Source organism: Occultella kanbiaonis, assembly GCF_009708215.1.
Lineage (GTDB): Bacteria > Actinomycetota > Actinomycetes > Actinomycetales > Beutenbergiaceae > Occultella > Occultella kanbiaonis.
In genome coordinates this window covers 5,552,452-5,578,901 of sequence record NZ_CP046175.1, presented here as the reverse complement: position 1 = coordinate 5,578,901, position 26,450 = coordinate 5,552,452, and the positions used below count along the sequence as shown (strand labels likewise).

The window sequence follows — 26,450 nt, the reverse complement described above, 5'->3', positions numbered from 1 at the left end:
CGGTCACGCGGGTGTGCCGGAGTGGCCATCGCCGCAGGCGGTGGGGCAGGCGTTGTCAGGGGTCACCGATACACATGTTCGACAGGGCTCGAAGAGCCGGTTCTGAAGAGGCAGGGGAGGCGGTCCACACGATGGCTTTCGAACCGTTCGTCGGAACTGACCAGGTTCGGGCGGTGACCCGGTGAGCGTCACCGAGATGTCGCCGGCACGGGAGAGCTTCGAGCGCACCCCACCGCAGGACGTGGCAGCCGAGCAGAGTGTGATCGGCGGCATGCTGCTGTCCAAGGACGCCATCGCCGACGTGGTCGAGGTACTCCGCGGCACCGACTTCTACCGGCCCGCGCACGAGGTCATCTACGACGCGATCCTCGACCTGTACGGCCGCGGCGAGCCGGCCGACGCCGTCACGGTCTCCGCCGAACTGACCAAGCGCGGCGAACTCACCCGCATCGGCGGCGCCCCGTACCTGCACACGCTGCTGTCCTCGGTGCCGACGGCCGCGAACGCCGGCTACTACGCCCGGATCGTGCGCGAGCGCGCGGTGCTCCGGCGCCTGGTCGATGCCGGTACCCGGATCGTGCAGCTCGGCTACGCCACCGACGGCGGGGACGTCGACGAGCTGGTGAACACCGCCCAGGCGGAGGTGTACGCCGTCACCGAGCGGCGCACCGCCGAGGACTACGTCCCCCTCAAGGATGTCATCAACTCCACCATGGAGGAGATCGACGCAGCCTCCCACCGCGGCGAGGGGATGGTCGGGGTGCCCACCGGGTTTGCCGACCTGGACGCACTCACCAACGGTCTGCACCCCGGGCAGATGATCGTGCTGGCGGCCAGACCGGCTGTGGGCAAGTCGACCATGGGACTCGATGTCGCCCGTGCGGCATCAATCAAGAACGGTCAGACCTCTGTCATCTTCTCCCTGGAGATGAGCCGTAACGAGATCGCGATGCGCATGCTTTCCGCGGAGTCACAGGTGCCGCTGCAGAACATGCGCAAGGGCAACATGCGCGACGAGGACTGGACCCGGATGGCGCGCGCCATGGGCCGGGTGTCCGAGGCGCCGCTGTTCATCGACGACTCTCCGAACATGTCACTGATGGAGATCCGCGCGAAGTGCCGTCGCCTCAAGCAGCGTCACGACCTCAAGCTCGTCGTCATCGACTATCTCCAGCTGATGAGCTCCGGGAAGCGCGTGGAATCCCGGCAGCAGGAGGTCTCGGAGTTCTCCCGTGCACTGAAGTTGCTCGCGAAGGAGCTCGAGGTCCCGGTCATCGCGATCTCGCAGCTCAACCGTGGTTCCGAACAGCGCACCGACAAGAAGCCGCAGATGAGTGACCTTCGCGAATCGGGCTGTCTGACCGCCGACACCAAGATCCTCCGTGCGGACACCGGCGCCGAGGTGACCATGGGCGAGCTCTTCTCTGGGGGCGTCAAGGATGTCCCGGTGTGGGCACTCGACGACCGGCTGAAGTACGTGCGGCGGCACCTGACCCACGTGTTCTCAACGGGTACCAAGCGCGTCTACCGCCTGAAGCTGGCCTCCGGCAAGGAGATCACCGCGACCGCGAACCACCCGTTCCTCACTTACGAGGGCTGGAAGCCGCTCGGTGAACTGGAGCCGGGCTCGCGGATCGGTGTGCCCCGACACGTGCCTGCTCCTGAGCAAGAGGCCGCATGGGACGACCGGCGCGTCGTGATGCTGGCCCACCTACTCGGCGATGGTTCCTTCGTCGCCCGTCAGCCGATTCGGTACGCCTCAATCGATGAGGCCAATCTGAAGGCGGTCTCCTACGCGGCGGCGGCGTTTGGCATCACACCGGTCCGCGACGAGTACGCCGTGGCGCGGTGCACAACCCTCCGCCTACCCGCTCCGTTCAAGCTCGCGCGGGGTCGCCGCAATCCGATCGCCGCGTGGTTGGACGAGTTCGACCTCTTCGGGCGTCGTAGCCACGAGAAGTTCATCCCCGAGGCGGTGTTCCAGCTCCCGAAGCGGCAGATCGCCCTCTTCATTCGACACATCTGGGCAACGGACGGTTCGGTCACCGTGAACAAGAACGGTCGAGGCGGTCGCGTCTACTACGCCTCGACGTCTCGCGAGTTGGTGGACGGACTGAGCCGGTTGCTCTTGAGGTTCGGGATCTCGACCCGTACCCGGAAGGTCGTGAAGGGGGACTATCGGCCCGGCTACACGCTGGATCTCTCAGGCATGGACGATCAGCGTCGGTTCCTCCAGGAGATTGGTGTCCACGGCGAACGGGGAGAAAGCGCGGCTACCTTGCTCGGCATCATCCGGGACCAGCAGGCGAACCCCAATGTGGACACCGTTCCCAAGGCGGTCTGGCAGGACGTCCGCCGCGTCCTGGCCGACCGAGGCATGTCGCACCGACAGTTTGCTGCGGCGATGGGCACTCAGTTCTGCGGAAGCACGATGTGGAAGCACGCGCCTTCACGTGCACGTCTCGGCCGGATCGCCGACGTCCTGGAGAACGAGGACCTTGAGATCATGGCGGTCAACGACCTGCTCTGGGACTCCGTGGTCGCCATCGCTGACGAGGGCGAGCAGGAAGTCTTCGACGCGACCGTCGTCGGCACCCACAACTTCGTTGCCAACGGGATCGCCGTCCACAACAGCATCGAGCAGGATGCGGACGTCATCATCCTGCTGCACCGCGAAGACATGTACGAGAAGGAGTCCCCACGCGCGGGTGAGGCGGACATGATCGTCGCCAAGCACCGTAACGGTCCCACGGACACGATCGTTGTGGCCTTCCAGGGGCACTACGCGCGGTTCGTCGACATGGCGCAGTAGCCTGCCGAAGTTCGTCAAGACCGAACATCGTGATCGAACTGCAAGCGCATCGCCGTGACTCGGCAGAACGACGAGAGGCCGCGACGAACGGCGCGGCGGCCAGCAGAGTTGCCCCTGTGTGGAGCTTTCCGATCCATCAGACCGAGGCGATCGCGCACTGGCCGGCGTAGGTCATGCTCGTGACGATCCAGTCGCTTTGCTGGTGGTCGACGAGTATGGGCGTTGGCGGGTCAGCGCCGGGTGCGTGGCATGTCGAAGCAACTACTCTTCGTCGCTGTCGTAAGCGAACTCCGAACTGTGGTCGCGCCCCCAGGCGATCTCGGCCGCCTCCCGATCCAGAGCACCGTCGGCCACCCAGGTTCGCTGCGGCTCGCTACCCGCCTGTGCGAGCCGGCGCATCAGATCTGAGGTGGCTTGCATTCGGGCGCTGACCGCCTCGCCAACATCGAGTCCGGGAAGGCCGCCGTAGGCCCGGACGAAAGTTCGCACCCGTAGCCGCCGGTCGGGAACCACCGGAAAGTGGTGCCAGTCGAGGGCGAACTCGTCCCGGCGTAGCGGTGCGAACCAGCGCAGGGCGTAGGCGACGTCGTCGAGTCGCGGTGCAGGGTGGAGATAGTCCCAGTCGATGAGCCCGACGGCTTCCTGATCTCGCCAGACGAAGTTCCACGGACCGGGGTCGCCGTGGCAGAACACGACCTCGTCACCAGCCACTGGCGCGGCACCCCAGACCGCCGTCGCGGGCGGATTCCAATCGCGCCCGGCGTCGTGGATGGTGCGCAGCAACCGGGCGGCCGACATGAGTCCCTGTTCGGTGTGCTGGTGATACCAACCGTCACCACCCGAGGCTCCATCGATGTAGGACAGGGTCTCCACACCGTCGCGGACGGAGAGGGGGTCTGGCACGCAACGAAGTCCCTTGCCACGGAGGTGAGTGAGGTAGCTATGGGCCGTGTCGCTGACCTCCGACGCGGGACGGGTGACGATGCCGTTTCCGACCGTCACCGGGCGAAAGTCTGCGTTGGTCTCTGCGGCCCGCCCAGCTGCGTCCATCGCCTCCTGTGCGTCGTCCACAGTCCGAACATCGCATGCGTAAATGCCCGGAAGCAACCGAAATCTTGCCCGGCGGCATTAGTCACTCGGGTTGCGTGGCGCATCGTGCCGGTGCTGCTGGGCACCGGGTCAGGTCTCACGCGGGTGACACCCACGATGCCGTGTAGCGCCAGAACAAGCGTCGGCGCATCCGGACACCCGGGAGCACCTCGCTGGCGACGGTGCGGATGTCATCGAAGGAGTCAGTCGCCTCGGCTGTCGGTGCCCGCATGTGCGCGGGAGGCCGGGTGGCCCGCGCGGGATGGCGCATCACGCCGACGACGGGGTTGAGCACGAGAGATGTCAGGGACCGCAGGGAGTCGCCGGGCGCCTCCTTCGCGACCCCGACGATGACGATCCGTCCGCCGGGTCGCAGTGCCGATCGGGCCCGGCGAAGCGATGCTCCGAGCGGCATGTGATGGAGCGATGCGACGAACAGGATCAGGTCGTACTGCTGGTGTGACTCTTCACCGAAACGGTGCTGGGCGATCCGAACTGTGGTCGAGTCGCGGAATCTGCGGGCAGCGATCGCGCGAGTCTCGGCGTCAGGTTCGATTCCGATCACCATGGGAAATACTCCGGCGAGACGCTCCACCATATTGCCGGTGCCGCATCCCACGTCCACGGCGGCGGTACCGCCTCGGCGGCGGGCGGCTCGCGCGTGCTTCAGCACGAAACCCACGAAAGCGTCGTTGTGCGACCACGGATGAGCTGCGTTGAAGTCGTTGAGGGCTGTCAGCAGTCGCATCGCAACAGGGTAGGGAACCCAGCCCGCGGAACCGCGGCCTGCGATCATGGCGGCATGGCCGACGTCGACGAGGTGAAGTCCGCGCTGCATGACGAGCTGCGGTGGGCGCGTGAGGCGATGGTGGCAAAACTGGAGGGTCTGAGCGAGTACGACGTGCGTCGCCCGATGACGGGCACGGGCACCAACCTCCTTGGGTTGATCAAGCACCTGTCGATGGGCGAGTCGAAGTACCTGGGGGAGGTCTTCGGCCGGCCGTTCCCGGAGCACCTGCCCTGGTGGGACGCGGATGCCGAGCCCGACGCGGACAAGTGGGCAACCGCCGAGGAGTCTCGCGCGGAGATCGTGCAGCGCTACGAGCGCGTGTGCGCTCATGCGGACGCGACCATCGATTCGCTTGAGCTCGGTTCGCCGGGTCACGTGGCGTGGTGGCCACGACCGCAAGTGAGGCTGGTCAATGTCGTGGCCCATGTTCTGTCGGAGACGAACCGTCATGCCGGGCACGCCGACATCCTGCGGGAGCAGCTCGACGGCGTCACGGGCGATGCCGGTGCTCGTCCGTCGCTGCAGGATGCCCAGCGGTGGCGCGCCCACGTCGCCACTGTCGAGGCCGCTGCGCGGAAGGCGAGTTCAACCGCGGCGGATGGCACCTGACCTGGAGCCAGGGACAGCGGCAAGTCCGCTCACCTTCATGGGCGGACCCTCCTAGATTGACCGCATGGCTCTCGAGCGGACTCAGCAGCAGACGGTCGACCGGTGGTTCCCTGGTGCCGAAGTCGTTGCGGACATGAGTTGGGGCCTGGTGGACACGGTCGTCCTGCACCTGAAGACCCAGGTCGGTGAGGTGGTGGTCAAGGCGGCCGGACCGGGCAACCGCCACATCGGCCGCGAGATCAGCGGGCACCGCGACTGGGCCGGGCCATGGCTGGCCGGGGGTCACGTCAACCGCCTCCTGCACGCCGACCCTGAGCGCAGTCTCCTCGCCCTCAGCTACCTTCCCGGCACGCTGGTCCAGGGCACCCCCGCTGCTGCTGACCCGGGGACGTACCGGCAAGCGGGCGAGCTGCTCGCTGCCTTCCATGGGCAGGCCTCGACGGTCAGCGAGGATTACGAGGCCAGGATGGACACGCCCAGGCGCTCCGCTGGCTCGACGGGGAGCATCGGATCGGTGCCGAGACCGAGAGTGGCCTGCGGAGCATCATCGCCACTCACGATCACCCGCCCGCTGTGCTCGTGCCAACACATGGCGACTGGCAGCCGCGCAACTGGCTGGTGGACGACGAGGGTTGCGTCCGCGTCATAGACCTCGGGCGGGCGGCGTGGCGCCCGGCCCTGACCGACCTTGGCAGACTCGCGCGACAGGAATGGCAGGGACGGCCAGACCTCGAGGCCGCCTTCCTGGATGGCTATGGAGGCGACCCCAGAGAGCAGTCGGCCTGGCAACGGACTCTCGTGCGTGAGGCCATCGGCACGGCCGCCTGGGCCTACCAGGTGGGCGACGAGCCTTTCGAGCAGCAGGGGCACCGCATGATCCAGCAGTGTCTCGAGGTCACCAACGCCTGAGTGACGAAGTCCAAGCGTGCAGGGACGGACCTGCCGCATGCTCTCGATCGTGCAGTGGAGGCGATGCGCTCCTCGGAGCAGATCCCGAGTGGGAGTCCCTACTTCTGATTCGAACGACCCGTTGCCCTCGGGGGTGCGATCCGCGTCTAGGAGTCTCTCGTCGCCAGAGCGACCGACTTCCTGAATCGCAGATCGTCGCCTGCGCTGCTGAACCCCAACTGCTCGTAGAAGGCGCGTGCGCCGACGGGGTCATCGCCCTCGGTCTCCAGATGAACGCGACCTATCCGACGTCGCCGCGCCTCAGTGAGGATGCGTGCGAGGAGGAAGGTACCGATACCCTGCCGACGCCGCGCGGGACCGACCTGGATGTCGTCGATGACCAGTTCGCCCTGCTGCTCGAAGGTTGCGACGTAACCCGCGAGGCCGTCGCTGGTGCCTGCCAGGAGGAAGAGCGCGGGATCCGACTCGCGGACCCAGGCACGATACGACTCGATCGAAGGCATCATGAAGTAGCTGCGGTCACCCCAGACGGTCTGCGTCAACTCGTGCATCGCCGTTGCATCGGCCGGCTCAACCTCCCGGACATCGACTCCGGTGGGACGGCGCGCCGCGATTGGGGCAGTGTCGCGTTCGAGTCGCACCATCGAGAACGTACGGCTGTACCCATGAGCCTCCAACTGCGTGATCCGGACTCGGTCGTCACTGAGGGCATTAGCGCCGAGAACCGCCCCTGGCTCAGCCGCAGTTGAGGCACGCCGTTCGCGATCCCTGAGATCGACGATCAGGCCGCGCCCGCTACCGGCGACCAGCCACACCTGGGTGCCGTCCGTCTCCCACCACATGGGGATCTCCGTCGAATAGGGCATCCCAACACGCTAGTCATCGGCTGCCCATCGAGGCACTTGATTACAGGTCGCACTGGGTTTGGGTCGAGCGCTACGTCACGTGCCCGGAGTCCCGAAGACGACGGAGCGTTCCGGCAACTGCCCGGTCAAAAGCCTGCTCGGCACCGTAGGCCCGCAGGAGGGCGAACGCGTTGTGGACAAGGTCCTCGACCTCATCAGCGAACTGCTGCACATCGGGCTCCCCATGCTTGGCGACCTTCGCGCCGTGCCGTTCGAGGTGCGCAACTGCGGAAGCAACCTCGCCGAGTTCCTCGGTCATGCGGGCCAGGATCCGCAACGGGTCGTCGCCATCGGGAAACGCTGCCGCGTATCCCTCGGCGATGCTCAGATAGTCCGCACCCGTGGTCTCGACGCACGCCGAGCGTGACTGGACACTGCCCTCGGCACGGTCGATCCCGGCTATGACGTCATCGAGTTCGACGGGACCGGAGGTGTTCACGAGAACGGTCGGGCAAAGGCCCACTGGACGGGCCTGTTCGGCCCACACGTCCCACGCGCTGGCGAGTCGTTCGCGGTCTCCGTGCAGGGCATGCCGCTGACGCTCCGAGTAGCGCGCACGTGCGAGTTCGACGGACGCGTCGCACCAGACCTCGACGACCTTGTCGGCCCCGACCCGCTCCAGCCCGGCACGGAGATGGTCGGTGTCGCGCGGAGCGAACCACCACGACTCGACGATGACTGCTCCCGGCATCGCCGGGGCGAGTGCCCAGGCCATCTCCATCGCCGCAGCCCCCAGGCGTCGGCCCGTGACGCCGTCGAGCCCGACGGCGTCGGCGACCGTCTCCTTGATCGTGTCCTTCGAGATCACGACGGCGTCCAGTTCGTTTCCGAGTTGGTGCGCCAGGGTCGTCTTGCCCGCCCCCGGAAGTCCGTTCACAAGGATCAACAGACGTGTCACGGTTCAGCACGGTAGGTGAACGCGGCGTCGATGTCGACGCCGCAGCGGGACGAGCATGGCGCTGCGCCGGCGCCGTGCGGAAGGCAGCGTCCGAGTCGGGACTCGGCGTCGGCTATGTCCACCATCAGGTCGCGTCGCGTTTCGAAGCAATGCTGTTGCTCGCCCGGTGCCGTCGCGGCTAGCGTCCGCAACCATCTCGTTGGTGAGAGAGGGGCCGACTCCTTGCGTGTCTTGACGACGACCCATCAAGAACGGGTGCTCAACCCGCTGGCGGGATCCGACGCCGAGGCTGTGCACGAGTTGCTCCAGGCCAACCGCGATCACCTGATGCGATGGAGCGACTACTCCGGAGAACTCGGCATTTCGGTGCAGCAGTGGCGTGACGAACTCGGCGACGGGAGCGATCTCGACTTCGGGCTCAGACTCGACGGCACTCTTGTGGGCCGGGTGCGTCTCATCGACCACCAACCCCGGTATGGGTTGGGCTACTGGGTGGCCCAGCCGCACACGGGCAGAGGGTTGGCTGCTGCGGGAGTGCGGGCAGTGATCGTTCATACGCGCGACGCGTTGGGAGGCAGCGACATCCTCGCCGGCGTATCGCTGGGCAACGCCGCGAGCGCGCGAGTGCTGCGGCGCAACGAGTTCAGGTCGGTCGCGGTGTTCGGTACCTACGAGCGCTTCCATCTGCCGCTCAACAGTCGCGGACTGAGTACGATCGCCGCCGCACAGCTCTGATAGCTGTGTCCAGCCGGCTACAGCAACGTGCAGCCGCGCGGGAGGGTCGGCAGCTGCCATGACGGGTCGGGACGCCACGTCGCCCATGCCTCCGTGAAGGGTTCGGAGCCACGTTCAGCATCGCCGGCCACACGGGTACCCGTGTCGCGAACGATCTTGGCGAGGTCGGGTTCGACGATGCCGTCCGCGCATGCCTCGTCGAACTCGGCCTCGTCCTTCCAACTCCACGACCGCAGGTCGGGCTTCACGATGACGTCGAGGATCAGATCCTCCAGATCGAACCCGAACGAGGTTCGCCGCAGCGGCGTATGCAGGTTGACGTACCAGTGGTCCAGCGATCGGTCCGGTCCGGCATCGGTCCAGGAAGCGCGCACCGAGTGCCAGCCACCCTGCGGCCAGACGAACGCCGGGCCACCCCAGGAGTTCCAGGACACCTCGGTCAACCGGTCCACCCGTTCGGTCTTCACGGGTTGACCGTGGACATCCCCAGGCAGCAACAGTGGGCTGCCCAGGGGGATCCACGTGACCAGGCGCTCCGGCGAATGCTCGACGACGACGGCCGCCGAGACCGCACGCACCACACCACCGCGCACGTCCCGTATGGCAACGGAGTCACCGGGCACGAAGGGCTCTGCGTCCTCGACCAGCATCCGAGCACCGTAGCCTGCCGCACCCGGCGTCAGATCCCTGGGGTCCCTCCGTTACGGTCGTCGTATGAACGCCTCGATCTCGCAGCCGTGGCGCGCTCAGGCCGCCGTGATCAGCGACCTTCTCATCGCCGAGCTGACCACGGTGGTTGGGATCTACCTGCACGGGTCCGCAGCGTTGGGCGGGTTCGGTCCCACGTCGGACCTGGACGTGCTGGTAGTCGTCCGCGATGAACCTGAGGCTGATTGGACCTCGGTGGGAGGTGCGCTGCTGAGCGCGGCCGAGGGCGGACGTGCACTCGAACTCTCGGTGGTCCGGTCGAGCGAGGCTGCGGCGCCGTCACCGCCATGGCCGTTCGTGCTCCATGTGAACAGCGGTGCGCACCTCTGCGTCCTCGGTGGAGACGGCGGTGGCCCGGACCTGATCGCCCACTACGCCGTCGTGCGCGCCGCCGGACTGCCGCTCTACGGCCCTGACCCCTCCGCCGTCGTGGGTGGCATCGAACGCGAGATTCTCATCGGCTACCTCACCGGGGAACTGGAGTGGGGGCGCGACGAAGCGGATCAGCGGTACGCGGTGCTGAACGCGTGCCGTGCGGTCGCATACGCGGATCACGGAGCGTTGTTGTCCAAGGTCGACGGCGGCCGGTGGTGGCTCGGGCGGTTCGGCCCGGCTCCCCTGGTGACCTCCGCCCTTGAGGCACAGGCGGCCGGCGCGGACCTCGGGCCGTGCTCGCCGAGCGCTCGCGCGTTCGTCGAGACGGCGATCGCGCGCCTGCGTCCGCGTCCCTGACGGGGGCAGTGGTCGTCTCCGACTTCAGCCCCGGGCGTCACTCGAAGGCGACTGCCGTCAGCTGCTCCGATACCGTCCAGATGCGCGACGCGTTCTCGGTGCTGCGCAGCGGTGGCCAGAGCTTCTGCGGACCGGGAGGTCCACCGACGTTCCCGAGCCACTGCGGCCCGTAGAGCGCGCCGTCCGTCGCCTCGGGCGAGGTCGCGGCCATCAGGGCCGGCAACTTCGCGCTGTCCACGGTGCCCACGATGAGGCCACGGGCCGAGAGCCAGCGGATCAGCCGGACACTGGTGGTGTCCTCGGTCCGCCCGACCTCGGAGCGTGCTGCGAGCAGGCTGGTCGGGGCGACGCCGGGATGGCAGATGTTGCTCGTGATCCCCCAGCCGGCGGCGCTGCTGCGACGACCGAGCTCGAGTCCGAACAGCCCGAACGCGATCTTGGACTGCCGGTAGGCACGCATGCCGTCGTACTCACGTTCCCAGTTCACGTCGTCCCAGTTGATCGCGCCGCTGCGCGCGGCGACGCTCACCTGCGAGGTCACCCGTGCGCGGCCGGCCTTGAGGAGCGGCAGGAGCCGGCCGGTGAGCGCGAAGTGGCCCAGGTGGTTCGTGCCGAACTGCAGCTCGAACCCGTCGGCGGTGGTCTGCCGGTCGGGCGGGGTCATGACGCCGGCGTTGTTGATGAGGAGGTGGATCGGCGCTCCATCGGCGAGCAGCTTCTCGCCGAGCGCCGCGACCGACGCGAGCGAGGACAGGTCAAGTTCTTCCAGGGAGAGTTTCGCCTCGGGGTGTTGCTCGCGGATCCTCGCGACCGCCGCCTCGCCCTTGCGTAGGTTCCGGACCGGCATGACCACGTCGGCGCCCGCGGCTGCGAGCCTGGTTGCGATGCCGAGCCCGACGCCGTCGCTTGCGCCGGTGACCACCGCTCGCCTTCCGGAGAGGTTGGGCACGGAGATGTCGAACTGCCTGCGTGGCATGGTGTTACTCCTACGTCGTCTGGTGTCTGCACCGGTTCCGGGTGCCTGACGAACAGACTCCCCCGAGTCGAGGACGTTAGCCACGGCCTGATGATCCGTGGCTGAGCGATCCGATGCGGGAGAGGATGCTCACATGATCGATCGAGCCGGACTGGCCGAGTTCCTTCGCCGTCGCCGGGAGGCGTTGCAGCCGGAGGATGTCGGGCTTCCCCGTGGGCAGCGCCGTCGGACCAGCGGACTGCGACGGGAGGAGGTCGCGGCGCTCAGCCACATGTCGACGGACTACTACTCGCGCCTGGAGCGGGAGCGCGGCCCGCAGCCCTCGCAGCAGATGATCGCCTCGATCGCGCAGGGCCTGCACCTCTCCCGCCACGAGCGCGACCACCTCTTCCGGCTCGCCGGGCACGAGCCGCCGGCGCAGGGTTCGGGAAGCGACCACGTCAGCCCCGGGATGCTCCGGATCTTCGACCGGCTCACGGACACCCCGGCCGAGATCGTCACCGAACTCGGCGAGACACTGCGTCAGACTCCGCTCGGGGTCGCCCTCGTCGGCGACCTGACTCGATACACCGGGCCGTCGCGCAGCATCGGGTACCGATGGTTCACCGACCCAGCGGCCCGCGAGCTGCACCCGTCCGAAGACCACGAGTTCTACTCGCGGATGTACGCCTCAGGGCTGCGGGGGGTGCTGACCCTGCGTGGCCCCGACTCGAAGGCCGCCCAACTGGCCGAGCTGCTCACCGCGAAGAGCGAGGAGTTCCGCAGGGTGTGGCAGGAGCACGAGGTCGGCATCAGGCCGCGAGCCATCAAGCGATACCAGCACCCCGCCGTCGGGCACCTGGAACTGAACTGTCAGATCATGCTGGACCCCGAGCAGGCGCACACGCTGCTCGTCTATACGGCGGTGCCCGGGAGTGAGAGCTACGAGAAGCTGCGGTTGCTGGACGTGATCGGCGCGCCGTCGTCGGTGTAGGTGCGGGTCACGGGGCGGTCCGTGGATCCTCGGGCGGCCAGCCCGCGTCGACGAGCACCCTGTCCAGCGCGGACCGGAGCGAGACCGTGGCGCCGAGACTCGTCTCGTCGAGACCGTGGACCGGGTCGGCCGCGCGGTACCAGGAGCGGACGGCATCCTCCGTGACCTCGGCTGCGAGCGGCTTGGTGCGGTGCCGGCGCAGCGTCTCGTCCAGGTCGAGGTCGTAGCGGTAGCAGCGGGTCATGCCCCGGTGATCGGCACGCAGGCTGGTCAGCATCGGGCCGTAGCTCTCGGAGTGCAGGATCCCCTCGATGACCACATGCAGGCCGTGGTCGAGGGCGAATCGTGCGGACAGGTCGATGTACGGCACGCTCAATGCGCCCGGGTGATCCCGGACGTGGAGGATCTGCCGCCGGAGCACGTCGTGCCCCACGATCGCGATGCCGCGCGGACGGGCGTCGCGGATCGCCTGGGCCAGGTGGGACTTGCCGCTGCCGGAGTTGCCCCGGATCACGATGAGTCGAGAGTCCGTCGATCCCGTCCGGGCCATGCGTTTGAGCCTTCCGATGGTGCGCGCGTGGGCCTCTGACCGTACCGGGACCGATGAGTTTCGCCGTTGTCGCGGGTCGGACGTGTCGGAACGCATGCAGCGGGAGCCACCAACTGAGGAGTACCGAGATGTCTCTCACCCGGATCCACAACATGTCGATCTCCCTCGACGGCTTCGCCACCGGCGAGCCGCAGTCCGCCGATGCGCCGTTCGGCCATGCTGGCGAGCGGCTGCACGAATGGATGTTCGCGACCCGGTTCTGGGGCGACGGCGGAACCGTCGGCGTCGATGACGCCTTCGCCGCGCGCCACAGTGTCGGCTTCGGCGCCGAGATCATGGGCGCCAACAAGTTCGGTCCACCCGGATGGCAGGACGACCCGGACTGGAAGGGCTGGTGGGGTCCGAACCCGCCGTTCCACACGCCGACCTTCGTGCTCACCCACCACCTGCGGCCCCCGATCGAGATGGAGGGCGGGACCACGTTCCACTTCCTCCGGGGCACGCCGGCCGAAGCGCTGGCCGCCGCCGCGGAGGCAGCCGGAGGCCTGGATGTTCGCATCGGCGGCGGTGCCACCGTCGTCCGGGACTTCGTCGCCGCCGGGCTTGTCGACCACATGCACCTGGTCCAGGTCCCCATCGTGCTCGGCCGAGGTGTCCGCGTCTGGGACGGGCTGGAGGCCCTCGAGGACAGTTACGACATCGAGGCGGTCTCATCCCCGAGCGGGGTCACGCATCTGACCTTCGCGCGTAGGGCGGCCTGACCTCGATCCTTCCGGGCGGGCCGGTCGGCTCACCCGTTGGCGGCGGCGTAGCCCTCCTCGTACTCGGCGCGGATCGTATCGCCGCCCTTCGACCGCCAGTCGGTGACCACGTCGTCCCACGACGAGACCGGCTCTCGGCCCAGCAGGATCGCGTTCGTCGCATCCCCGAGCGTCGTGTTGAGTCGGCCACCCATGGTGCCCTGCGTGGCCGAGTACAGGCCGACTGTCGGGTTGCGGACACCCGTGGGGACCACCTCCTGCATGTGGTCATAGATGTCCTGCGCGACCTGGGGACGACCCGGGTAGTAGTTGGGCCGCGGCCCGTCGATGAGGTACTCGATCGGGAAGGTGCCACCGGACGCCTCGGTCTCACCGAGGTCGGTGAGCACCGGGTCGTTGTTCTCGTCCAGGTTGTAGTGCACGCCCTCGACCCCGTACTTGCGGAACAGGTGCTCCGCGGTGCCGATCGGGGCCGCCAGGAAGTTCAGCACTTCCAGCAGCATGCGAACGCGAGCCTCGTCCCCCTTCTTGATCGCCGAGATGGTGTTGTTGGGGTTGCCGAGCCAGAGGGGCGCCGGGTCACCGCTCTCGCTGGGAGTGACCATCAGACCGACGACGTATCCCTCGCCCTCGGTGCTCCCGACGTCGTACATGGAGCCCATGCCGGAGTAGGTGTCCTGATGGATGACGCTCGACCCGGCACCGAACCAGGACTTCTGGTCCGCCCCGGAGGCGTCGACGCTGTCCGGGTGCACCAACTCGTCGGCCACCAGTTGACGTCCGAGCTCGAGCGCCTGCTTGTAGCCCTCGGACTCGATCGCGTGGGTGAACGCCCCTGCGCCGTCGACGCCCCAGGTGTTCGGGAGCCCGTACATCTGCTGGAGCATCGACATCGGCGCGTTGGTCAGCGCCCAGGTGTTCGCCCGGGTGTCGGTCATGTCCCGGCACGCCTGCACGAACTCCTCGATGGTCGTCGGCCGGGGATCGACACCGCGGGCCTCGAACAGGTCGTTGCGCGTGTACAGCAGTTGGGAGGACTGCACGCCGCGGCTGATCGGCAACCCGTAGATCGCTCCGTTGTAGATGGTGCCGCGCCAGGAGTCGGTGGGGAGATTCGCGAGGAACGGATAGTCCGCGGCAGCGTCACCGGACAGGTACTCGGTGAGGTCCTGGCACTGTGCCGCCAGGAACTGCGGGAGCTGGGCGAAACCCATGTCGATCGTGAAGACGTCGCCGAGGCCGTCCCCGGCCACGGCCGTGGCGAAGCGCTGCGGATAGTCGGCGCCCGGGGTGATGGTGAGGCTGAGCTCGGACCCGATGCGGTTGTTGAGCTCCTGCCAGTACGAGTTACGGTCCATGCTCGGCGGCACGGCCTTGTTGACCGGCACCGACCCCTGGATGGCCGAACCGTCGGCCGGGTGTCCGCTGGTCGCGGCCTGCGGGTTCGCAGGGTAGGAGAAGAACGTGTCCGGGATGCCGTCGTCGGTGCCCGGGAGATCGGCCGCGACTCCCTCGAAGCGGACGTACGTCGGCAGTTCGACGCCGGCGTCAGCGACGCCCCCGCCCGTGGCGGCAGGGGGAGTGGAGCTCGACGAGCAGGAGGCTGTGGCAGCCACGGTGACGAGAGCGGCCGCGCCAACTCCGGCGGAGAGGAAGGTGCGTCGAGACACAGGCATGGTGAGTCCTTTCGGGTGGTGTCGGCGTCGATGCCGACGGCGAGATCAACCTTTGACCGCTCCGGTGAGCACGCCCTTGGCGAAGTGGCGTTGCAGGAACGGGTAGACGATGAGGATCGGCACGATGGTGACCACAAGGATCGCCATCTGGATGGACGGCTGCGGTGGCAGGTTCTCGGCACCGGTACCCAGGTCCGTGGCGCTCATCTCGGTGTTGTTGATGACATAGGTGCGCAGCACCAACTGCAATGGCCACATGGCACTGTCGTTCAGGTAGATGAGTGCGTTGAAGAAGGCGTTCCAGTAGCCGACGGCGTAGAAGAGGCCGATCACGGCCAAGACGGCTTTGGACAGGGGCAGGACGATTCGCGCGAAGATCGTGAGATGGCCCGCGCCGTCGATGCGCGCGGAGTCGGTGAGTTCGGTCGGGATGCCCATGAAGAAGGCACGCAGAACGATGACGTTGAACGCACTGAGGGCGGTCGGCAGGATCAGTGCCCAGTAGCTGTTGAGTAGCCCGAGTTCCTTGACCACCAGGTAGTTGGGGATCAGACCAGGTGAGAACAGGAGCGAGAACAACACCAGCATGAGCATCGGCTTCTGACCGAAGGAACCCTGGCGGCTCAGCGCATAGGCGAGCAGGGTGGACACCGCGAGGCTCACCGCCGTCCCGACGATGGTCACCCCGAGGCTCACCAGCATGGCCTGGCTGACCACCCCGCCGGCGAAGATCGTCCGGTAGGAGTCCAGCGAGACGCTGGTGGGCAGCAGGACGAAGCCACCCGAAGCGCTGACCTGCGCTCTGGAGGCGACGCTGGTGGAGACGATTCCGACGAACGGAAGAACCACGGCGGCGCACATCACCACGAGGACCACGCCCTTGACGGCGCGCGCTGTCAGGCCGGGCGCATCGACCGGGTGCCGACGCTGCGGCGAACGTGCGGGAGTGGCACTCATGACTTGTAGACCCCGTTCTCACCCAGCAGGTGGGCGATCTTGTTGGCGCCGAGCACCAGCACCACGCCGACCGCGCCTTTGACGAGTCCGACGGCGGCCGACACACCCCACTGACCGCCGACGATCCCGTTGTTGTAGACGTAGGTGTCCAGGACCTCGCTGGCAGCGAGTCCGACGCCGCCCTGCTGCAGGATGATCTGCTCGAAGCCGACCGTGAGGGAGTCACCGAGGCGCAGGATCAGCAGCAGCACGACGATGCCGCGGATGCCAGGCAGGGTGACGTGCCACATCTGCCGCCACCTGGACGCGCCGTCCATCTTCGCGGCCTCGTAGAGCGAGGGGTCGATCTGGGAGAGCGCCGCGAGGAAGAGGATCGTGGCCCAGCCGGTGTCCTTCCAGATCACCTGGCTCGTCAACAGTCCGACGAACAGGTCGGAATTGCCGATGATCGACATCGTCTCGAGACCGTTCGAGCGAAGGAGATTGTTGATCATGCCGGAGCCGCCGAGGACCTGCTGGAAGACCGCCACGACGATCACCCAGGACAGGAAGTGCGGCAGGTACAACACCGACTGCACCACGCGCTTGATCCGCTCGGACAGCAGGCTGTTGAGCAGCAGTGCGAGCGCGATGGGGGCCGGAAAGACCAGGACCACCTGGACCAAGGTGAGCACCAGGGTGTTCCGCAAAGCGTTCAGGAAGGCCGGATCGCCGTTGAAGATGACCGCGAAGTTGTCCAGTCCCACCCACGGGCTCTGCCCGAGCGGAAGGAACGGGACGTAGGCCTGGAACGCGATGACGTTGCCCAGCAGGGGCAGGTACTGGAACAGCAACAGCAACGCCATGCCCGGCACCGCCATGAGCAGCAGCGTGCGGTCCCGGGTCAGCCGGACAAGCCAGGGAACTCTCCGATGCGTGCCGGCGGGCGGCCGCGATCTGCCGGGTCGGCGCCCGGTGCCCTTACGGACCGGGTGCGCGCCGGGCGGCGTGTCGACCCGGGCGACGTCAGTGTGACTCACGCATTGGCTCCATCTCGGTATTACCGCGCTGTAACACGAGGAGTATCGCCACGTGTGACGCGATGTGTCAAGCGTGACCAGGAAGCGTCTGACGATCGGCTGTTCACGTCGGCCCTTCGTGCAGGAGCCGTGTATTTGCAGTCAAATTGGCGAGAGTCGGTACCGGAGGACCGAACTGCGTGGTCGTCGACCGCCCGTGATACCGCCATCGCCGCAACGGAGTCGGACTCACCACTTTTACAGCGCGGTAAGGTACCGTTCGAGCCACAATGGCCCGATTCCCAACGAGGAGAACGCGAACATGACGCAGTCGCCTAGCGCCACGCAGCGCCCGACCGACGCCACCCCCACCACGCCGCCCGTACTGCTCGGCGAGCCCTGGGCCGTCGGGAGAGCGGACGGTACGCCGTTCTCGAAGGACCCCTCGGTGGTCCGGCTGGGCGAGCGCTACCTGATGTACTTCACCCTGCCGCCCGAGCAGCCCGGGGCACGTGAGGGTTGGCATGTCGGGATCGCCGAGAGTCACGACCTCCGGTCCTGGGAGCTCGTCGGGCACCTGCGTCCGGCCGGTGGTCATGAGTCGCGCGGACTCGCTGCACCTGGCGCGGTCGTGCTCGACGGGGTCGTCCACCTCTTCTACCAGAGCTACGGCAACGGACCGCTCGATGCGATCTGCCACGCGTGGTCTACCGACGGCACATCATTCACGCGGGACGCGTCGAACCCGGTGTTCCGCCCCACCGGAGCCTGGAACTGCGGCCGTGCGATCGACGCCGATGTGATCGTCGACGGCGACCGGCTGCTGCTGGCGTACGCGACGCGCGACCCGCAGATGCGGGTGCAGCTGCTGGGCGTCGCCGAAGCCCCCCTCGACAGCGACTTCGGTGCCGGCAGCTGGCGTGACCTCAGCACGGACGGTCCGGCGCTGGCGCCGGAGCTGCCCTGGGAGCTCGAGTGCATCGAGGCGCCGGCATTCGTCCGGCGCGGGGACCGACTCGTCATGTTCTACGCCGGCGGCTACAACAACGAGCCACAGCAGATCGGTTATGCCCTGAGCGACGACGGCGTGCACTGGACCCGAGGGTCCCTGGACCCGGTCCTCCCGAACGGTGCGCCCGGCTCCTGGAACTCATCCGAGAGCGGCCATCCCGGTGTGTTCACGGACTTGGATGGGCGCACCTATCTCTTCTTCCAGGGCAATGACACCGGGGGGCGCACCAACCACTTGGCGGCGACCGAGATCCTGTGGGAGAACGACCGCCCACGGCTGGGCGGTCAGCGGGACGCCTAGGAGCGGGACACCGTGCTCTCTCGCACCACCAGCCGGTGACCGATCACGGTCCGCACCGGCGGTAGGTCGGCGCCGTCCGGGCGAGAGCGGGCGAACAGGCGTCCCACGCAGCGCCGCGCCAGTTCCTCCAGATCCCAGGACACGCTGGTGAGCGGCGGCGCCGTGAAGCGCGACTCCTCGTTGTCGTCGAAGCCGGCCACGGCGATGTCGGTCGGCACGTCGACCCCTCGTTCGCGGAGCCGAGCCAGCGCGCCGCTGCCCACCAGGTCGTTGAAGCAGAGGATCGCATCCGGCGGCTCCGGCAGCGCGAGCAGTTGGTCGACGGCTTCGGCGGCCTCCGGTCGACGACTCCGGGGCAGGCCCTTGAGATATTCGGACCTGACCGGCACGCCGGCCGCGTCGAGCGCCTGGCACAGCCCTCGATAGCGAAGTTCGGATGCATCGGCACGGTCGTGTGGCTGAATCCCCAGCGTCGCGAACCGGGTGCGTCCCTGGGCGAGCAGGTGCTCGACCACCTCGCGTGCGGCGGCGACCACATCGGTGGTCACATGGTCCGACGAGGCCGTCGCGCCACCTTCGCCGATGAGCACCAGGTTCTGATGGGCGAACCGGTCGGAGAGGTCGGCCTGGCTTATCGAGTCCGGCTGCAGGATCACGCCATCGACCAGTCGCGCCCCACCGCCGTGGACGACCGCCCGCTCGAGGTCGGCCGATGACCGGGTCTGCTCGATGAGGACGATCCAGTCGTGCTCGGCTGCGGCGTCCATGACGTGGCCAGCGAGCTGGGCGTAGTACGGATTGTCGAGCCCCGGGATCGCAAGTGCGATGAAGCCGGTCCGGTCACTTGCCAGGGCGCGAGCGGAGAGATTCACCCGGTACCCGAGGGCCACGAGCGACGCCTCGACCCTCGCTCGCGTGTCCGCGCTCACGTAGGGGTGGTCATGCAGCACGTTGGACACGGTCTTGGCCGAAACACCGGCGTGGGCGGCCACGTCCGACTGCCGCACCCGGCGACTCCTGCCGGGCACGGGTCCAGTCCCGGCGGCCGCCCTGTCCACGCCTCGATCGTAGGGGCACGGAGCCCGGGGTCCGGACTCAGCGGTCCCGACACGCGCGGTCGATCTCGCTGTCGTGGGCCTTCACGGCCCGGCGCCTACCGGACGGCTCGTCCGAGCACCGACTCGGTGAGCGAAGGCTCGACCCGTCCCGACGCCCAACTCCGAGGTGATCGGAGAGTCGACACCGGTATCGGTGGCACGGAAGGCTGTGGCCGTGAACATCTATGTGGTGACGCACCCGCAGGCGACACATCACGTCGACGGGCTGGTCGGCGGGTGGTTCGACTCCGACCTGACCGATCTGGGCCGGCGTCAGGCCGACGCGATCGCTGCCGAGCTCGCGCAAGAGATCGCCGGGGAGCCCGTTGACATCGTGTCCTCCGACCTGCGGCGCGCGAGCCGGACGGCGCGGACCATCGCCGCCCGGCTCGGCACCGAGCCGAGACAGGATCGCGACCTTCGTGAGAAGTCCTACGGCGAGGCGGAGGGCCGTCCGCAGTCCTGGCTGCGCGAGCGTCAGATCCCACTGCCGCCCGTCGGGGACCGACTGCGTCACGACGAAGGCATCGTCGGTGCCGAGACGCGATGGCAGCTGGCCGAGCGGGCATACGCGGCCATGCGCAGGATCGAGACCTCGGGTGCAGCCGACACGATCGTCGTCACCCATGGCGGGGCCGCCACCCTGCTGCTGGCCGCGTGGATCGGGATGCCGATCGAGTCCTCGGGTCAGGTCCAGTTCGGCCTGACCTCAGGCGGAATCACGAAGCTCCACGGCGACGCGCGAAACCACAGCCACGTCATCGCCTATCTGAACCGGACCGCGCACCTCGCGGCGTAGCGTCGATACGCGTTGTCCCTCACATCGCGTCGGGCATCAGAGCTCGACGATCTGGACGCCCTCGTCCGGTGACGGCTCCTCCATCAGCACGGCGAGGTGCTCGTTGCCCTCGGCGGTTGTCGGGTGCGCGTACGCCTGGCCCACCCGCATCCGCGCAAGGGCGCGGGCCGAGGCGACCTCCGCCGGGGTGGTGAGCTTGTGCAGAACGACCCGGGCTCCCACGCGGCGCGCGTGCTCCACCGCCCAGCCTCGTCGCTCAACCGACCAGCTGTTCCAGTCGAGCACCACGTCGGTGCCGGCCGCGAGCACCTGCTCGGCGACCGACCAGATCAGCTCCTTCACCTGCTCGGCGTGGTCGCCGTACTCCGGCGAGTCGAATCCGAGTTCCGGATACAGGAGCAGCATCCACTCGTCGAGGGTGAACCGCACCGCAGGACCGCCCTCGGCGAGGGCGCGAGCGAGGGTGGACTTGCCCGAGCCGGCCAGCCCGTAGAACAGGTGAACCCGCGGAGTCGTCACCCCGTCACGCTAGCCGCATCACGTCGAACGCCCGACGGCGGAGCCCGGGTGGGCTCGTCGGTGTCCGGTCGTCCGTCGGTACAGGTCGTAGGCTCGACAGTGCCATGACGACCGTCATCTTCTGCCCGATCACGTTCAACCTCGCTGAGGTGACCCGGATGATCGAGGTCGCCCGTGCGCTGGACCCGCGGCACACGCCCGTCTTCATGGGGTACGAGACCGACTTCGCCGATCTCATCACCGACGCCGGTTTCGACTACCGGGCCAGCGAGCCCGCCTTCACGCGGGCCGAGCGGGATCAGGCCGTGCGCTTCGACCAGGGCCGGACCCTGCGCTCTCCCTTCGGCTACGGGCTCGTGTCCGAGCGAGTGCACGCCGAACGCGAGCTCATCCGCGCGACGGGAGCGGCCGCCGTCGTCATCGGGACGAACCCGACCTCGATGATCTCCGCACGCGCCGAGCGGGTGCCGCTGCTCTACCCGGTGCCGTTCGCACTGACCCGGCCCCAGGTGGAGCAGACCCGGCGGCTCGGGCTCGTCCGGGGGACCGGTCGGTCCGCGCGGGCGAGGGACGCGATCGCGTCGACGCTGTTGCGGTGGGCCTACAACCACGCCCCGCTGGCGCCACGTGCGTTCACGCGCGTTGCCCGCGAGAACGGCGTGGCACCGCTGCGGAACGTGGTGTCCCTGATCGAGGCCGACCTGAACCTGCTCACGGTGATGCCGGCCGAGCTCGACGGGTACACGCTGCCGCCCGGCTACGAACGCGTCGGCCCGATCTTCGCCCGTCTGGACACGCCGCTGCCCGATGTGGTGGAACGGCTCGCGGCTGCCCCAGAACCGCTGGTCTACCTGGGACTCGGCTCCTCGGCGGACCGTGAGCTCGCGCTCGCCGCCGCGCGCCGGCTGGGCTCGCTGCCGGTCAACGTGATCGCCCCGATCAAGCACTACCTCGCCGATGGCGACCGGCTGCCGTCCAACGTGCACGTCACCGGCCTGATCCCCGCGCACCGGCTCGGCGGACTCGTCGACGCGGCGGTGCTCCACGGCGGGCAGGGCACCGTCCAGACCGCCTGCTCGGCTGGGATCCCGTTCGTCGGCATGGGACTACAGCCGGAGCAGGTCTGGAACGTGGACGTCTGCGTCCGCCAGGGCAACGCCCTCGCCCTGGCTCCGAAACAGGCGGACACCGCGAAGCTCGCTCGCGCGGTGACCCGGCTGCTCGAAGAGCCCGCATTCCGGGAGGCGGCCGAACGTGTCCGGTTGGCGTACGCCGCCGAGGACGGTGCCCGCGCGAGTGCACGGGTCATCGACCGTGAGGTCGGCGTCAGCTGATCCTGTGCCGGTACCGGCCGATCGCGAGGGCGTAGGCGACGACGAGGATGCCGACGAGCCAGGCGAGGGCGATCCAGATGTCGTTGCCGACCGGCTCCTGCGCGAACAGGGCGCGCAGGCTGTTCACGATGGAGGTCACCGGCTGGTTCTCGGCGAACCACGCGACGGGGCCCGGCATCGACTCGGTGGGCACGAACGCCGAACTGATGAAGGGCAGGAAGATCAGCGGGTAGCTGAACGCGCTCGCGCCGTCGACGGTCTTCGCCGACAGCCCGGCGATCACGGCGAGCCAGGTCAGGGCGAGGGTGAACAGGATCAGGATGCCGGCCACGGCGAGCCATGCCCCCACGGAGGCGCTGGTGCGGAAGCCCATGATCAGCGCGACGCCGATGACGATCGCGACCGAGACCAGGTTCGCGACCAGGGAGGTGAGCACGTGGGCCCAGAGCACGCTGGACCTCGCGATCGGCATGGACTGGAAGCGTTCGAAGATGCCGTCCTGCATGTCCAGGAACAGCCGGTACGCGGTGTACGCGATGCCGGACGCGATCGTGATGAGCAGGATGCCGGGGAGCATGTAGTCGATGTAGGACTGGTCGGACCCGGTCTCGATCGCGCCGCCCAGGACGTACACGAACAGCAGCATCAGCGCGATCGGCGTGACCGCGGTGGTCACGATCGTGTCTGGGCTGCGGAGGATGTGGCGCAGCGAGCGGCCGGTGAGGACGCCGGTGTCGCCGAGGACGTGCGCGGTCATCGGGGTTCCTTTCCTGCTGGGGCGGTGTCGGCGATCCGGTCGGAGGCGTCGCCGGCTGTGTCGGCACTGTCGGTCTCGCCGGTGTCGCCGACGAGTGCGAGGAACACGTCCTCGAGGGAGGGTTGCTTCTGTACGTACTCGACCTCGGCGGCCGGGAGGAGCTGCTTGAGCTCGGCCAGGGTGCCGTTCTGGATGATCGTGCCCTTGTGCAGGATCGCGATCCGGTCGGCGAGCTGCTCGGCCTCGTCGAGGTACTGCGTCGTCAGCAGTACCGTCGTGCCACCGTCGGCCAGCTGCTTGATCGTCTGCCACACCTCGATCCGCGCCTGCGGGTCGAGCCCGGTCGTCGGCTCGTCGAGGAAGATGATCGGCGGGTCGCCGATCAGACTCATCGCGATGTCGAGCCGGCGGCGCATGCCGCCCGAGTAGGTGGCCGCCCTGCGGTTGCCCGCATCGGTGAGCGAGAACCGGGCGAGCAACTCGTCGGCAATCGCACCCGGGTTCGTCATGTGCCGCAGCCTGGCGATCAACACCAGGTTCTCCCGGCCGGTCAGCACACCGTCGACCGCGGCGAACTGGCCGGTCAGGCTGATCGACGCGCGCACCTCACCGGCCCGCGCGGCGACGTCGAGCCCGTTGACCGTCGCGGTGCCCGTATCGGCCTTCAACAGCGTCGACAGGATCCGCACGAGGGTGGTCTTGCCTGCGCCGTTCGAGCCGAGCAGCGCGAAGATGCTGCCCGCCTTCACGTCGAAATCGACGCCGCGCAGCACGTGCAGGTCCTTGAACGACTTCTCGATGCCCTGCACTCTGATGGCTGATTCCATGGTCAACCCTGTTCCTTTCGCTCGGCGTCCTCGATCGCCTTGGTCAGGCGCGAACGCTCCTTGTCGATCCACCGCTGACCGGCATACGACTGCGCGAAGGTCTCGGCGAACTCGACCGGGTCGTCGCCGACGATCTCCCGCACCGGCGTCCCGTCGACGGCGGCGCGCTCCCACAGGTCGGCGAGGTCGCCGAACATCGTCATGAGGGTGTCGCCGTCGGTGACGCCCCCGTAGTACATGAAGTAGCGGTGCATCGCCTTCGCCGCGGTTGCGTACGGTTCGGGGAGGGCTTCGATCCGCGCCTTGTCCTGCTTGTACTGCTTCTTCTGCTCAAGCGACCCCGTGAGGGCCTCGATCCATTTGGCGACCATGATCAATCTCCTTCTGTGTGTGGCTGTTCGGTGTGGTGGTGAAGCTGTTCGATCCGTTCTGCGAGGAAGTTCCAGGTCCTCCAGAACTCCTCGAGGTACTCGCTGCCCTGCGCGTTCAGCGAGTAGACCTTGCGTGGCGGGCCCTTCTCGGACGGGACCTTCACCACGTCGACGAGGCCGCGCTGCTCGATCCGGACCAGCAGTGCGTAGACGGTTCCCTCGACGATGTCGGAGAAGCCCTGCTCCCGCAGCCGCGCCGTGATCTCGTATCCGTAGGCCGGTTGCCCGGCCAGGATTCCGAGGACGATGCCCTCGAGCGTGCCCTTCAGCATCTCGGTCATCTGTCTGCCCATGACGTTCCTCCTTTCGCTACTCAGTGGTGCTGACTACCGGTAGATAGTAGCACTCAGTAGTGATCGCGCAAGGGGCAGATAAGGTCGGGTTCCAGAGCGTCGCGATGCCGTCTTGGACGGCCAGTTCACGAACCGCAGAAGGGGTCCGCATGGACGACCGCCCGGACCGATGGAAGGTCACCACGCACGACTGGTCGATCGCCGTCGACCGCGCCCACCTGGCCACGATCCGAGCGAACCCGCAGACCTACCTCGCAGGCGGCGTGCAGCACTGCGTGCTGGAGGTGCTCGCGTACGCGGACGAGGAGGCAGCGGCCCTCGGCCGTGCCGGGGCTGCCGTGATCACCCGGCACCGGGACGGGTCGGTCTCCGTGGCCGACGACGGACGTGGCACGGACACCCGCCGGGACGACCGCGGCCGAATGATCCGCAAGCCCGTCATGGCGACCGAGGACGTCCGGTTCTTCGACGCGGCTGAGCCGCCGCTCCTGCCCGACGGACTGCCCCGCCGCGGCATGTCCACCGTCGCGGCCCTGAGCCGGTGGCTCGAGCACACGAACCGTCGCAGTGCGGGGTCCTGGACCCAGCGCTACCACCACGGCGTCCCGTCGAGCGATCTGGTCGAGCTGCCGCCCGAAACCGGCACCGGGACCACCGTCCGGTTCCTGCTGGACCCGCGGCTGGGCGCGCCGACGGTTCTCGACGCCGAACTGGTCCGTGGCTACGTCCACCTCACCGTGGAGCTCCGGGATGAGCCCGGTGCCGTGGACGGGGGACCGGCGGCCGCTGACCCGGTGTGATCGGGGTCATACCCGATCCTGCCCACCGGCGGGCGGCGGATCGGTACCGTCCCTCGCATGTGCGCTTGGGCAGGGCGTGCCGTGCCGTCGTGCACGGCTGACATAGTCGAGGTCGGTGCCGCGGTCCGCTGGTACGAGACCTGCCACTGCAGGGGCACCGACCCCTGTCCGGACTGGCTGAACCTATCCATGCGTGCGCTGCATCCGATGGACGGGTGGGCCGTCGAGGCGCACGAGCCCGACGGCGCGGCGGCAGCCGGTCGCCATCTGCGCGGCTATCGCTCGGCGCACCTGCTCGTCGCCCGGTACTCCGGCGATCCGGTCACTCTGACCATGTTCCCGACGAAGGGCCCGCACCGGCAGGTCGCCATGACGGTCTACCTCGCCGAGGGCAGCGCGCGGGTTGTCGGCGATGGGGGGGCCGCGGACCTGCACCCCGGGGATCTCGTGGTCGTGCCTCCGGACGGCTTCTGCGCGATCCACTTCAACGAGGTCAGCAGCGTCCTGTTGATCGGGCTTCCGCACCCGGAGCCGGACCTCGTCCGCCCGGGTCTGCATCGGCTGGTGCCACTGGCGGACGCCGGCCGTGCCCTCGCCGATGCCCTCGTCGAGCCGCCGGTGCAGCCCTTCGACGTCGTTGCCGCCGGATGGGCCGAGGGCGCGCTGCGCGAGCTCGTGATGGGTGTCATGGCAGTCGATGCCGCACCCGCCGACCGGAGCGCCGAGGTACGGGCCCGGGCTCGGGCGTACGTCGACGTCCACTTCGCCGATCCGAACCTGAGCGCACCGGACGTCGCGGGTGGACTCGGGATGAGCGTCAGGTCGTTGCACGAGGCGTTCGCGGGGACGGACGAGACCGTGGCGCGGATCATCCGTGCGCGACGGGTGATGGCCGCAAAGGCGCTGCTCGCCGCCCGGCCGAACCTGAACCTCGCGGGAGTCGCCCGACGCAGCGGGTTCGGCGGCCCGGACCAGTTCCGACGCGTCTTCCGCGCCGAGGTCGGCTGCCTGCCCGGCGCGTACCGCGCCGGCACGCTCGCTCCCTAGCCGCGCCGCCGCGGCGACTCTGCGCGCGCGAGTCCGCGACAGTTCGCGCGGATCCGGCCGGTGCGCGGTTGTTCCGGCCGAGACTCGCCTTGGACCCGGTCCCTGTCGTGCCATCGCGCCGTGGGGCCCATCGGCAGGGGGCCCGCCGTCGCGGGC

28 protein-coding genes are annotated in these 26,450 nt (G+C 68.2%); 12 read left to right on the top strand and 16 right to left on the bottom strand.

The features are described from left to right. Positions 1 to 196 precede the first annotated feature (196 nt). On the top strand, positions 197 to 2,812 hold the full coding sequence (locus GKS42_RS25590; RefSeq protein WP_174791181.1) for a replicative DNA helicase: 2,616 nt from the start codon (positions 197 to 199) through the stop codon (positions 2,810 to 2,812). Between the two features lie 261 nt (positions 2,813 to 3,073). On the opposite strand, the gene GKS42_RS25585 is transcribed toward GKS42_RS25590, so the two are convergent. Both GKS42_RS25585 and GKS42_RS25580 read right to left on the bottom strand, forming a co-directional pair. Next, the gene (locus GKS42_RS25585; protein ID WP_232847847.1) at positions 3,074 to 3,883 is read right to left on the bottom strand and encodes a phosphotransferase; all 810 of its coding nucleotides are present in this window, start codon (positions 3,881 to 3,883) and stop codon (positions 3,074 to 3,076) included. Positions 3,884 to 3,998: 115 nt separating this feature from the next. Then, entirely contained in the window at positions 3,999 to 4,649 is a 651-nt protein-coding gene (locus GKS42_RS25580) for a class I SAM-dependent methyltransferase (RefSeq protein ID WP_154796403.1), read from the bottom strand. 54 nt (positions 4,650 to 4,703) lie between these two features. Here GKS42_RS25580 and GKS42_RS25575 point away from each other — a divergent pair, with 54 nt between their 5' ends. Together GKS42_RS25575 and GKS42_RS26320 are read left to right on the top strand one after the other, a co-directional pair. After that, the gene (locus GKS42_RS25575) at positions 4,704 to 5,300 is read left to right on the top strand and encodes a DinB family protein (protein WP_154796402.1); all 597 of its coding nucleotides are present in this window, start codon (positions 4,704 to 4,706) and stop codon (positions 5,298 to 5,300) included. Positions 5,301 to 5,873: 573 nt separating this feature from the next. Beyond that, positions 5,874 to 6,209 (top strand): phosphotransferase family protein, encoded by a 336-nt coding sequence (locus GKS42_RS26320; RefSeq protein ID WP_354002688.1) that lies wholly within the window; start codon positions 5,874 to 5,876, stop codon positions 6,207 to 6,209. Positions 6,210 to 6,355: 146 nt separating this feature from the next. Here GKS42_RS26320 and GKS42_RS25565 read toward each other — a convergent pair whose 3' ends face one another. Then, positions 6,356 to 7,075: a GNAT family N-acetyltransferase gene (locus tag GKS42_RS25565; protein WP_154796401.1), complete on the bottom strand. Its 720-nt coding sequence runs from the start codon at positions 7,073 to 7,075 to the stop codon at positions 6,356 to 6,358. A gap of 70 nt (positions 7,076 to 7,145) precedes the next feature. Further along, on the bottom strand, positions 7,146 to 8,012 hold the full coding sequence (locus tag GKS42_RS25560; protein WP_154796400.1) for an AAA family ATPase: 867 nt from the start codon (positions 8,010 to 8,012) through the stop codon (positions 7,146 to 7,148). Between the two features lie 255 nt (positions 8,013 to 8,267). Between GKS42_RS25560 and GKS42_RS25555 the strand changes: the two genes are divergently transcribed. Next, positions 8,268 to 8,747 carry a GNAT family N-acetyltransferase gene (locus GKS42_RS25555; RefSeq protein WP_168217987.1) on the top strand — a complete coding sequence of 160 codons (480 nt, stop codon included), beginning with the start codon at positions 8,268 to 8,270 and terminating at the stop codon, positions 8,745 to 8,747. 17 nt (positions 8,748 to 8,764) lie between these two features. Here the strand turns inward: GKS42_RS25555 and GKS42_RS25550 are convergent, their stop codons facing one another. Beyond that, positions 8,765 to 9,397 (bottom strand): ribonuclease FAU-1 family protein, encoded by a 633-nt coding sequence (locus GKS42_RS25550; RefSeq protein ID WP_154796398.1) that lies wholly within the window; start codon positions 9,395 to 9,397, stop codon positions 8,765 to 8,767. Between the two features lie 64 nt (positions 9,398 to 9,461). Between GKS42_RS25550 and GKS42_RS25545 the strand changes: the two genes are divergently transcribed. After that, positions 9,462 to 10,187 carry a nucleotidyltransferase domain-containing protein gene (locus GKS42_RS25545; protein ID WP_154796397.1) on the top strand — a complete coding sequence of 242 codons (726 nt, stop codon included), beginning with the start codon at positions 9,462 to 9,464 and terminating at the stop codon, positions 10,185 to 10,187. A 37-nt stretch (positions 10,188 to 10,224) separates the two neighbouring features. On the opposite strand, the gene GKS42_RS25540 is transcribed toward GKS42_RS25545, so the two are convergent. Next, entirely contained in the window at positions 10,225 to 11,163 is a 939-nt protein-coding gene (locus GKS42_RS25540) for an SDR family oxidoreductase (protein WP_154796396.1), read from the bottom strand. A gap of 133 nt (positions 11,164 to 11,296) precedes the next feature. Here GKS42_RS25540 and GKS42_RS25535 point away from each other — a divergent pair, with 133 nt between their 5' ends. Continuing rightward, on the top strand, positions 11,297 to 12,136 hold the full coding sequence (locus GKS42_RS25535) for a helix-turn-helix transcriptional regulator (RefSeq protein WP_168217986.1): 840 nt from the start codon (positions 11,297 to 11,299) through the stop codon (positions 12,134 to 12,136). A gap of 7 nt (positions 12,137 to 12,143) precedes the next feature. Here GKS42_RS25535 and GKS42_RS25530 read toward each other — a convergent pair whose 3' ends face one another. Beyond that, positions 12,144 to 12,686, bottom strand: a complete 543-nt coding sequence (locus GKS42_RS25530; RefSeq protein WP_154796394.1) for a P-loop NTPase family protein — start codon at positions 12,684 to 12,686, stop codon at positions 12,144 to 12,146. 128 nt (positions 12,687 to 12,814) lie between these two features. On the opposite strand from GKS42_RS25530, the gene GKS42_RS25525 reads away from it, so the two are divergent. After that, a complete protein-coding gene (locus GKS42_RS25525; protein WP_154796393.1) occupies positions 12,815 to 13,447 on the top strand; it encodes a dihydrofolate reductase family protein in 633 nt (210 codons plus the stop codon). 29 nt (positions 13,448 to 13,476) lie between these two features. On the opposite strand, the gene GKS42_RS25520 is transcribed toward GKS42_RS25525, so the two are convergent. Genes GKS42_RS25520 through GKS42_RS25510 form a run of 3 tightly spaced genes read right to left on the bottom strand, consistent with a single transcriptional unit; the run spans position 13,477 to position 17,099 of the window. Next, complete coding sequence (locus tag GKS42_RS25520) at positions 13,477 to 15,123, bottom strand: extracellular solute-binding protein (protein WP_154796392.1); 1,647 nt, start codon at positions 15,121 to 15,123, stop codon at positions 13,477 to 13,479. Between the two features lie 45 nt (positions 15,124 to 15,168). After that, a complete protein-coding gene (locus GKS42_RS25515; RefSeq protein WP_154796391.1) occupies positions 15,169 to 16,080 on the bottom strand; it encodes a carbohydrate ABC transporter permease in 912 nt (303 codons plus the stop codon). Then, positions 16,077 to 17,099, bottom strand: a complete 1,023-nt coding sequence (locus GKS42_RS25510; protein WP_232847846.1) for an ABC transporter permease — start codon at positions 17,097 to 17,099, stop codon at positions 16,077 to 16,079. The genes GKS42_RS25515 and GKS42_RS25510 overlap by 4 nt, the downstream gene beginning before the upstream one ends. A gap of 301 nt (positions 17,100 to 17,400) precedes the next feature. Between GKS42_RS25510 and GKS42_RS25505 the strand changes: the two genes are divergently transcribed. Further along, on the top strand, positions 17,401 to 18,390 hold the full coding sequence (locus tag GKS42_RS25505) for a family 43 glycosylhydrolase (protein WP_154796390.1): 990 nt from the start codon (positions 17,401 to 17,403) through the stop codon (positions 18,388 to 18,390). On the opposite strand, the gene GKS42_RS25500 is transcribed toward GKS42_RS25505, so the two are convergent. Further along, positions 18,387 to 19,397, bottom strand: a complete 1,011-nt coding sequence (locus tag GKS42_RS25500; protein WP_168217985.1) for a LacI family DNA-binding transcriptional regulator — start codon at positions 19,395 to 19,397, stop codon at positions 18,387 to 18,389. The two genes, GKS42_RS25505 and GKS42_RS25500, sit on opposite strands and share 4 nt — an antisense overlap. 244 nt (positions 19,398 to 19,641) lie before the next feature. On the opposite strand from GKS42_RS25500, the gene GKS42_RS25495 reads away from it, so the two are divergent. After that, positions 19,642 to 20,286, top strand: coding sequence for a histidine phosphatase family protein (locus GKS42_RS25495; protein WP_210769271.1), 645 nt, complete (start codon positions 19,642 to 19,644; stop codon positions 20,284 to 20,286). A 36-nt stretch (positions 20,287 to 20,322) separates the two neighbouring features. Here GKS42_RS25495 and GKS42_RS25490 read toward each other — a convergent pair whose 3' ends face one another. After that, on the bottom strand, positions 20,323 to 20,805 hold the full coding sequence (locus GKS42_RS25490; RefSeq protein WP_154796388.1) for a P-loop nucleotide/nucleoside kinase family protein: 483 nt from the start codon (positions 20,803 to 20,805) through the stop codon (positions 20,323 to 20,325). A 104-nt stretch (positions 20,806 to 20,909) separates the two neighbouring features. Here GKS42_RS25490 and GKS42_RS25485 point away from each other — a divergent pair, with 104 nt between their 5' ends. Further along, positions 20,910 to 22,139 carry a nucleotide disphospho-sugar-binding domain-containing protein gene (locus GKS42_RS25485; protein WP_154796387.1) on the top strand — a complete coding sequence of 410 codons (1,230 nt, stop codon included), beginning with the start codon at positions 20,910 to 20,912 and terminating at the stop codon, positions 22,137 to 22,139. Here GKS42_RS25485 and GKS42_RS25480 read toward each other — a convergent pair. Genes GKS42_RS25480 through GKS42_RS25465 form a run of 4 tightly spaced genes read right to left on the bottom strand, consistent with a single transcriptional unit; the run spans position 22,132 to position 24,447 of the window. Continuing rightward, positions 22,132 to 22,896: an ABC transporter permease gene (locus GKS42_RS25480; protein ID WP_154796386.1), complete on the bottom strand. Its 765-nt coding sequence runs from the start codon at positions 22,894 to 22,896 to the stop codon at positions 22,132 to 22,134. The genes GKS42_RS25485 and GKS42_RS25480 overlap by 8 nt on opposite strands. After that, entirely contained in the window at positions 22,893 to 23,723 is an 831-nt protein-coding gene (locus GKS42_RS25475) for an ABC transporter ATP-binding protein (RefSeq protein WP_154796385.1), read from the bottom strand. Before GKS42_RS25475 ends, GKS42_RS25480 begins: the two co-directional genes overlap by 4 nt. A 2-nt stretch (positions 23,724 to 23,725) precedes the next feature. Further along, on the bottom strand, positions 23,726 to 24,094 hold the full coding sequence (locus tag GKS42_RS25470; RefSeq protein ID WP_154796384.1) for a DUF1048 domain-containing protein: 369 nt from the start codon (positions 24,092 to 24,094) through the stop codon (positions 23,726 to 23,728). A 2-nt stretch (positions 24,095 to 24,096) separates the two neighbouring features. After that, positions 24,097 to 24,447, bottom strand: a complete 351-nt coding sequence (locus GKS42_RS25465) for a PadR family transcriptional regulator (RefSeq protein ID WP_154796383.1) — start codon at positions 24,445 to 24,447, stop codon at positions 24,097 to 24,099. Positions 24,448 to 24,596: 149 nt separating this feature from the next. Here GKS42_RS25465 and GKS42_RS25460 point away from each other — a divergent pair, with 149 nt between their 5' ends. Further along, positions 24,597 to 25,247 (top strand): ATP-binding protein, encoded by a 651-nt coding sequence (locus GKS42_RS25460; RefSeq protein WP_154796382.1) that lies wholly within the window; start codon positions 24,597 to 24,599, stop codon positions 25,245 to 25,247. A 189-nt stretch (positions 25,248 to 25,436) separates the two neighbouring features. Then, positions 25,437 to 26,294, top strand: coding sequence for an AraC family transcriptional regulator (locus GKS42_RS25455; protein WP_168217984.1), 858 nt, complete (start codon positions 25,437 to 25,439; stop codon positions 26,292 to 26,294). The last annotated feature ends 156 nt before the right edge of the window (positions 26,295 to 26,450 follow it).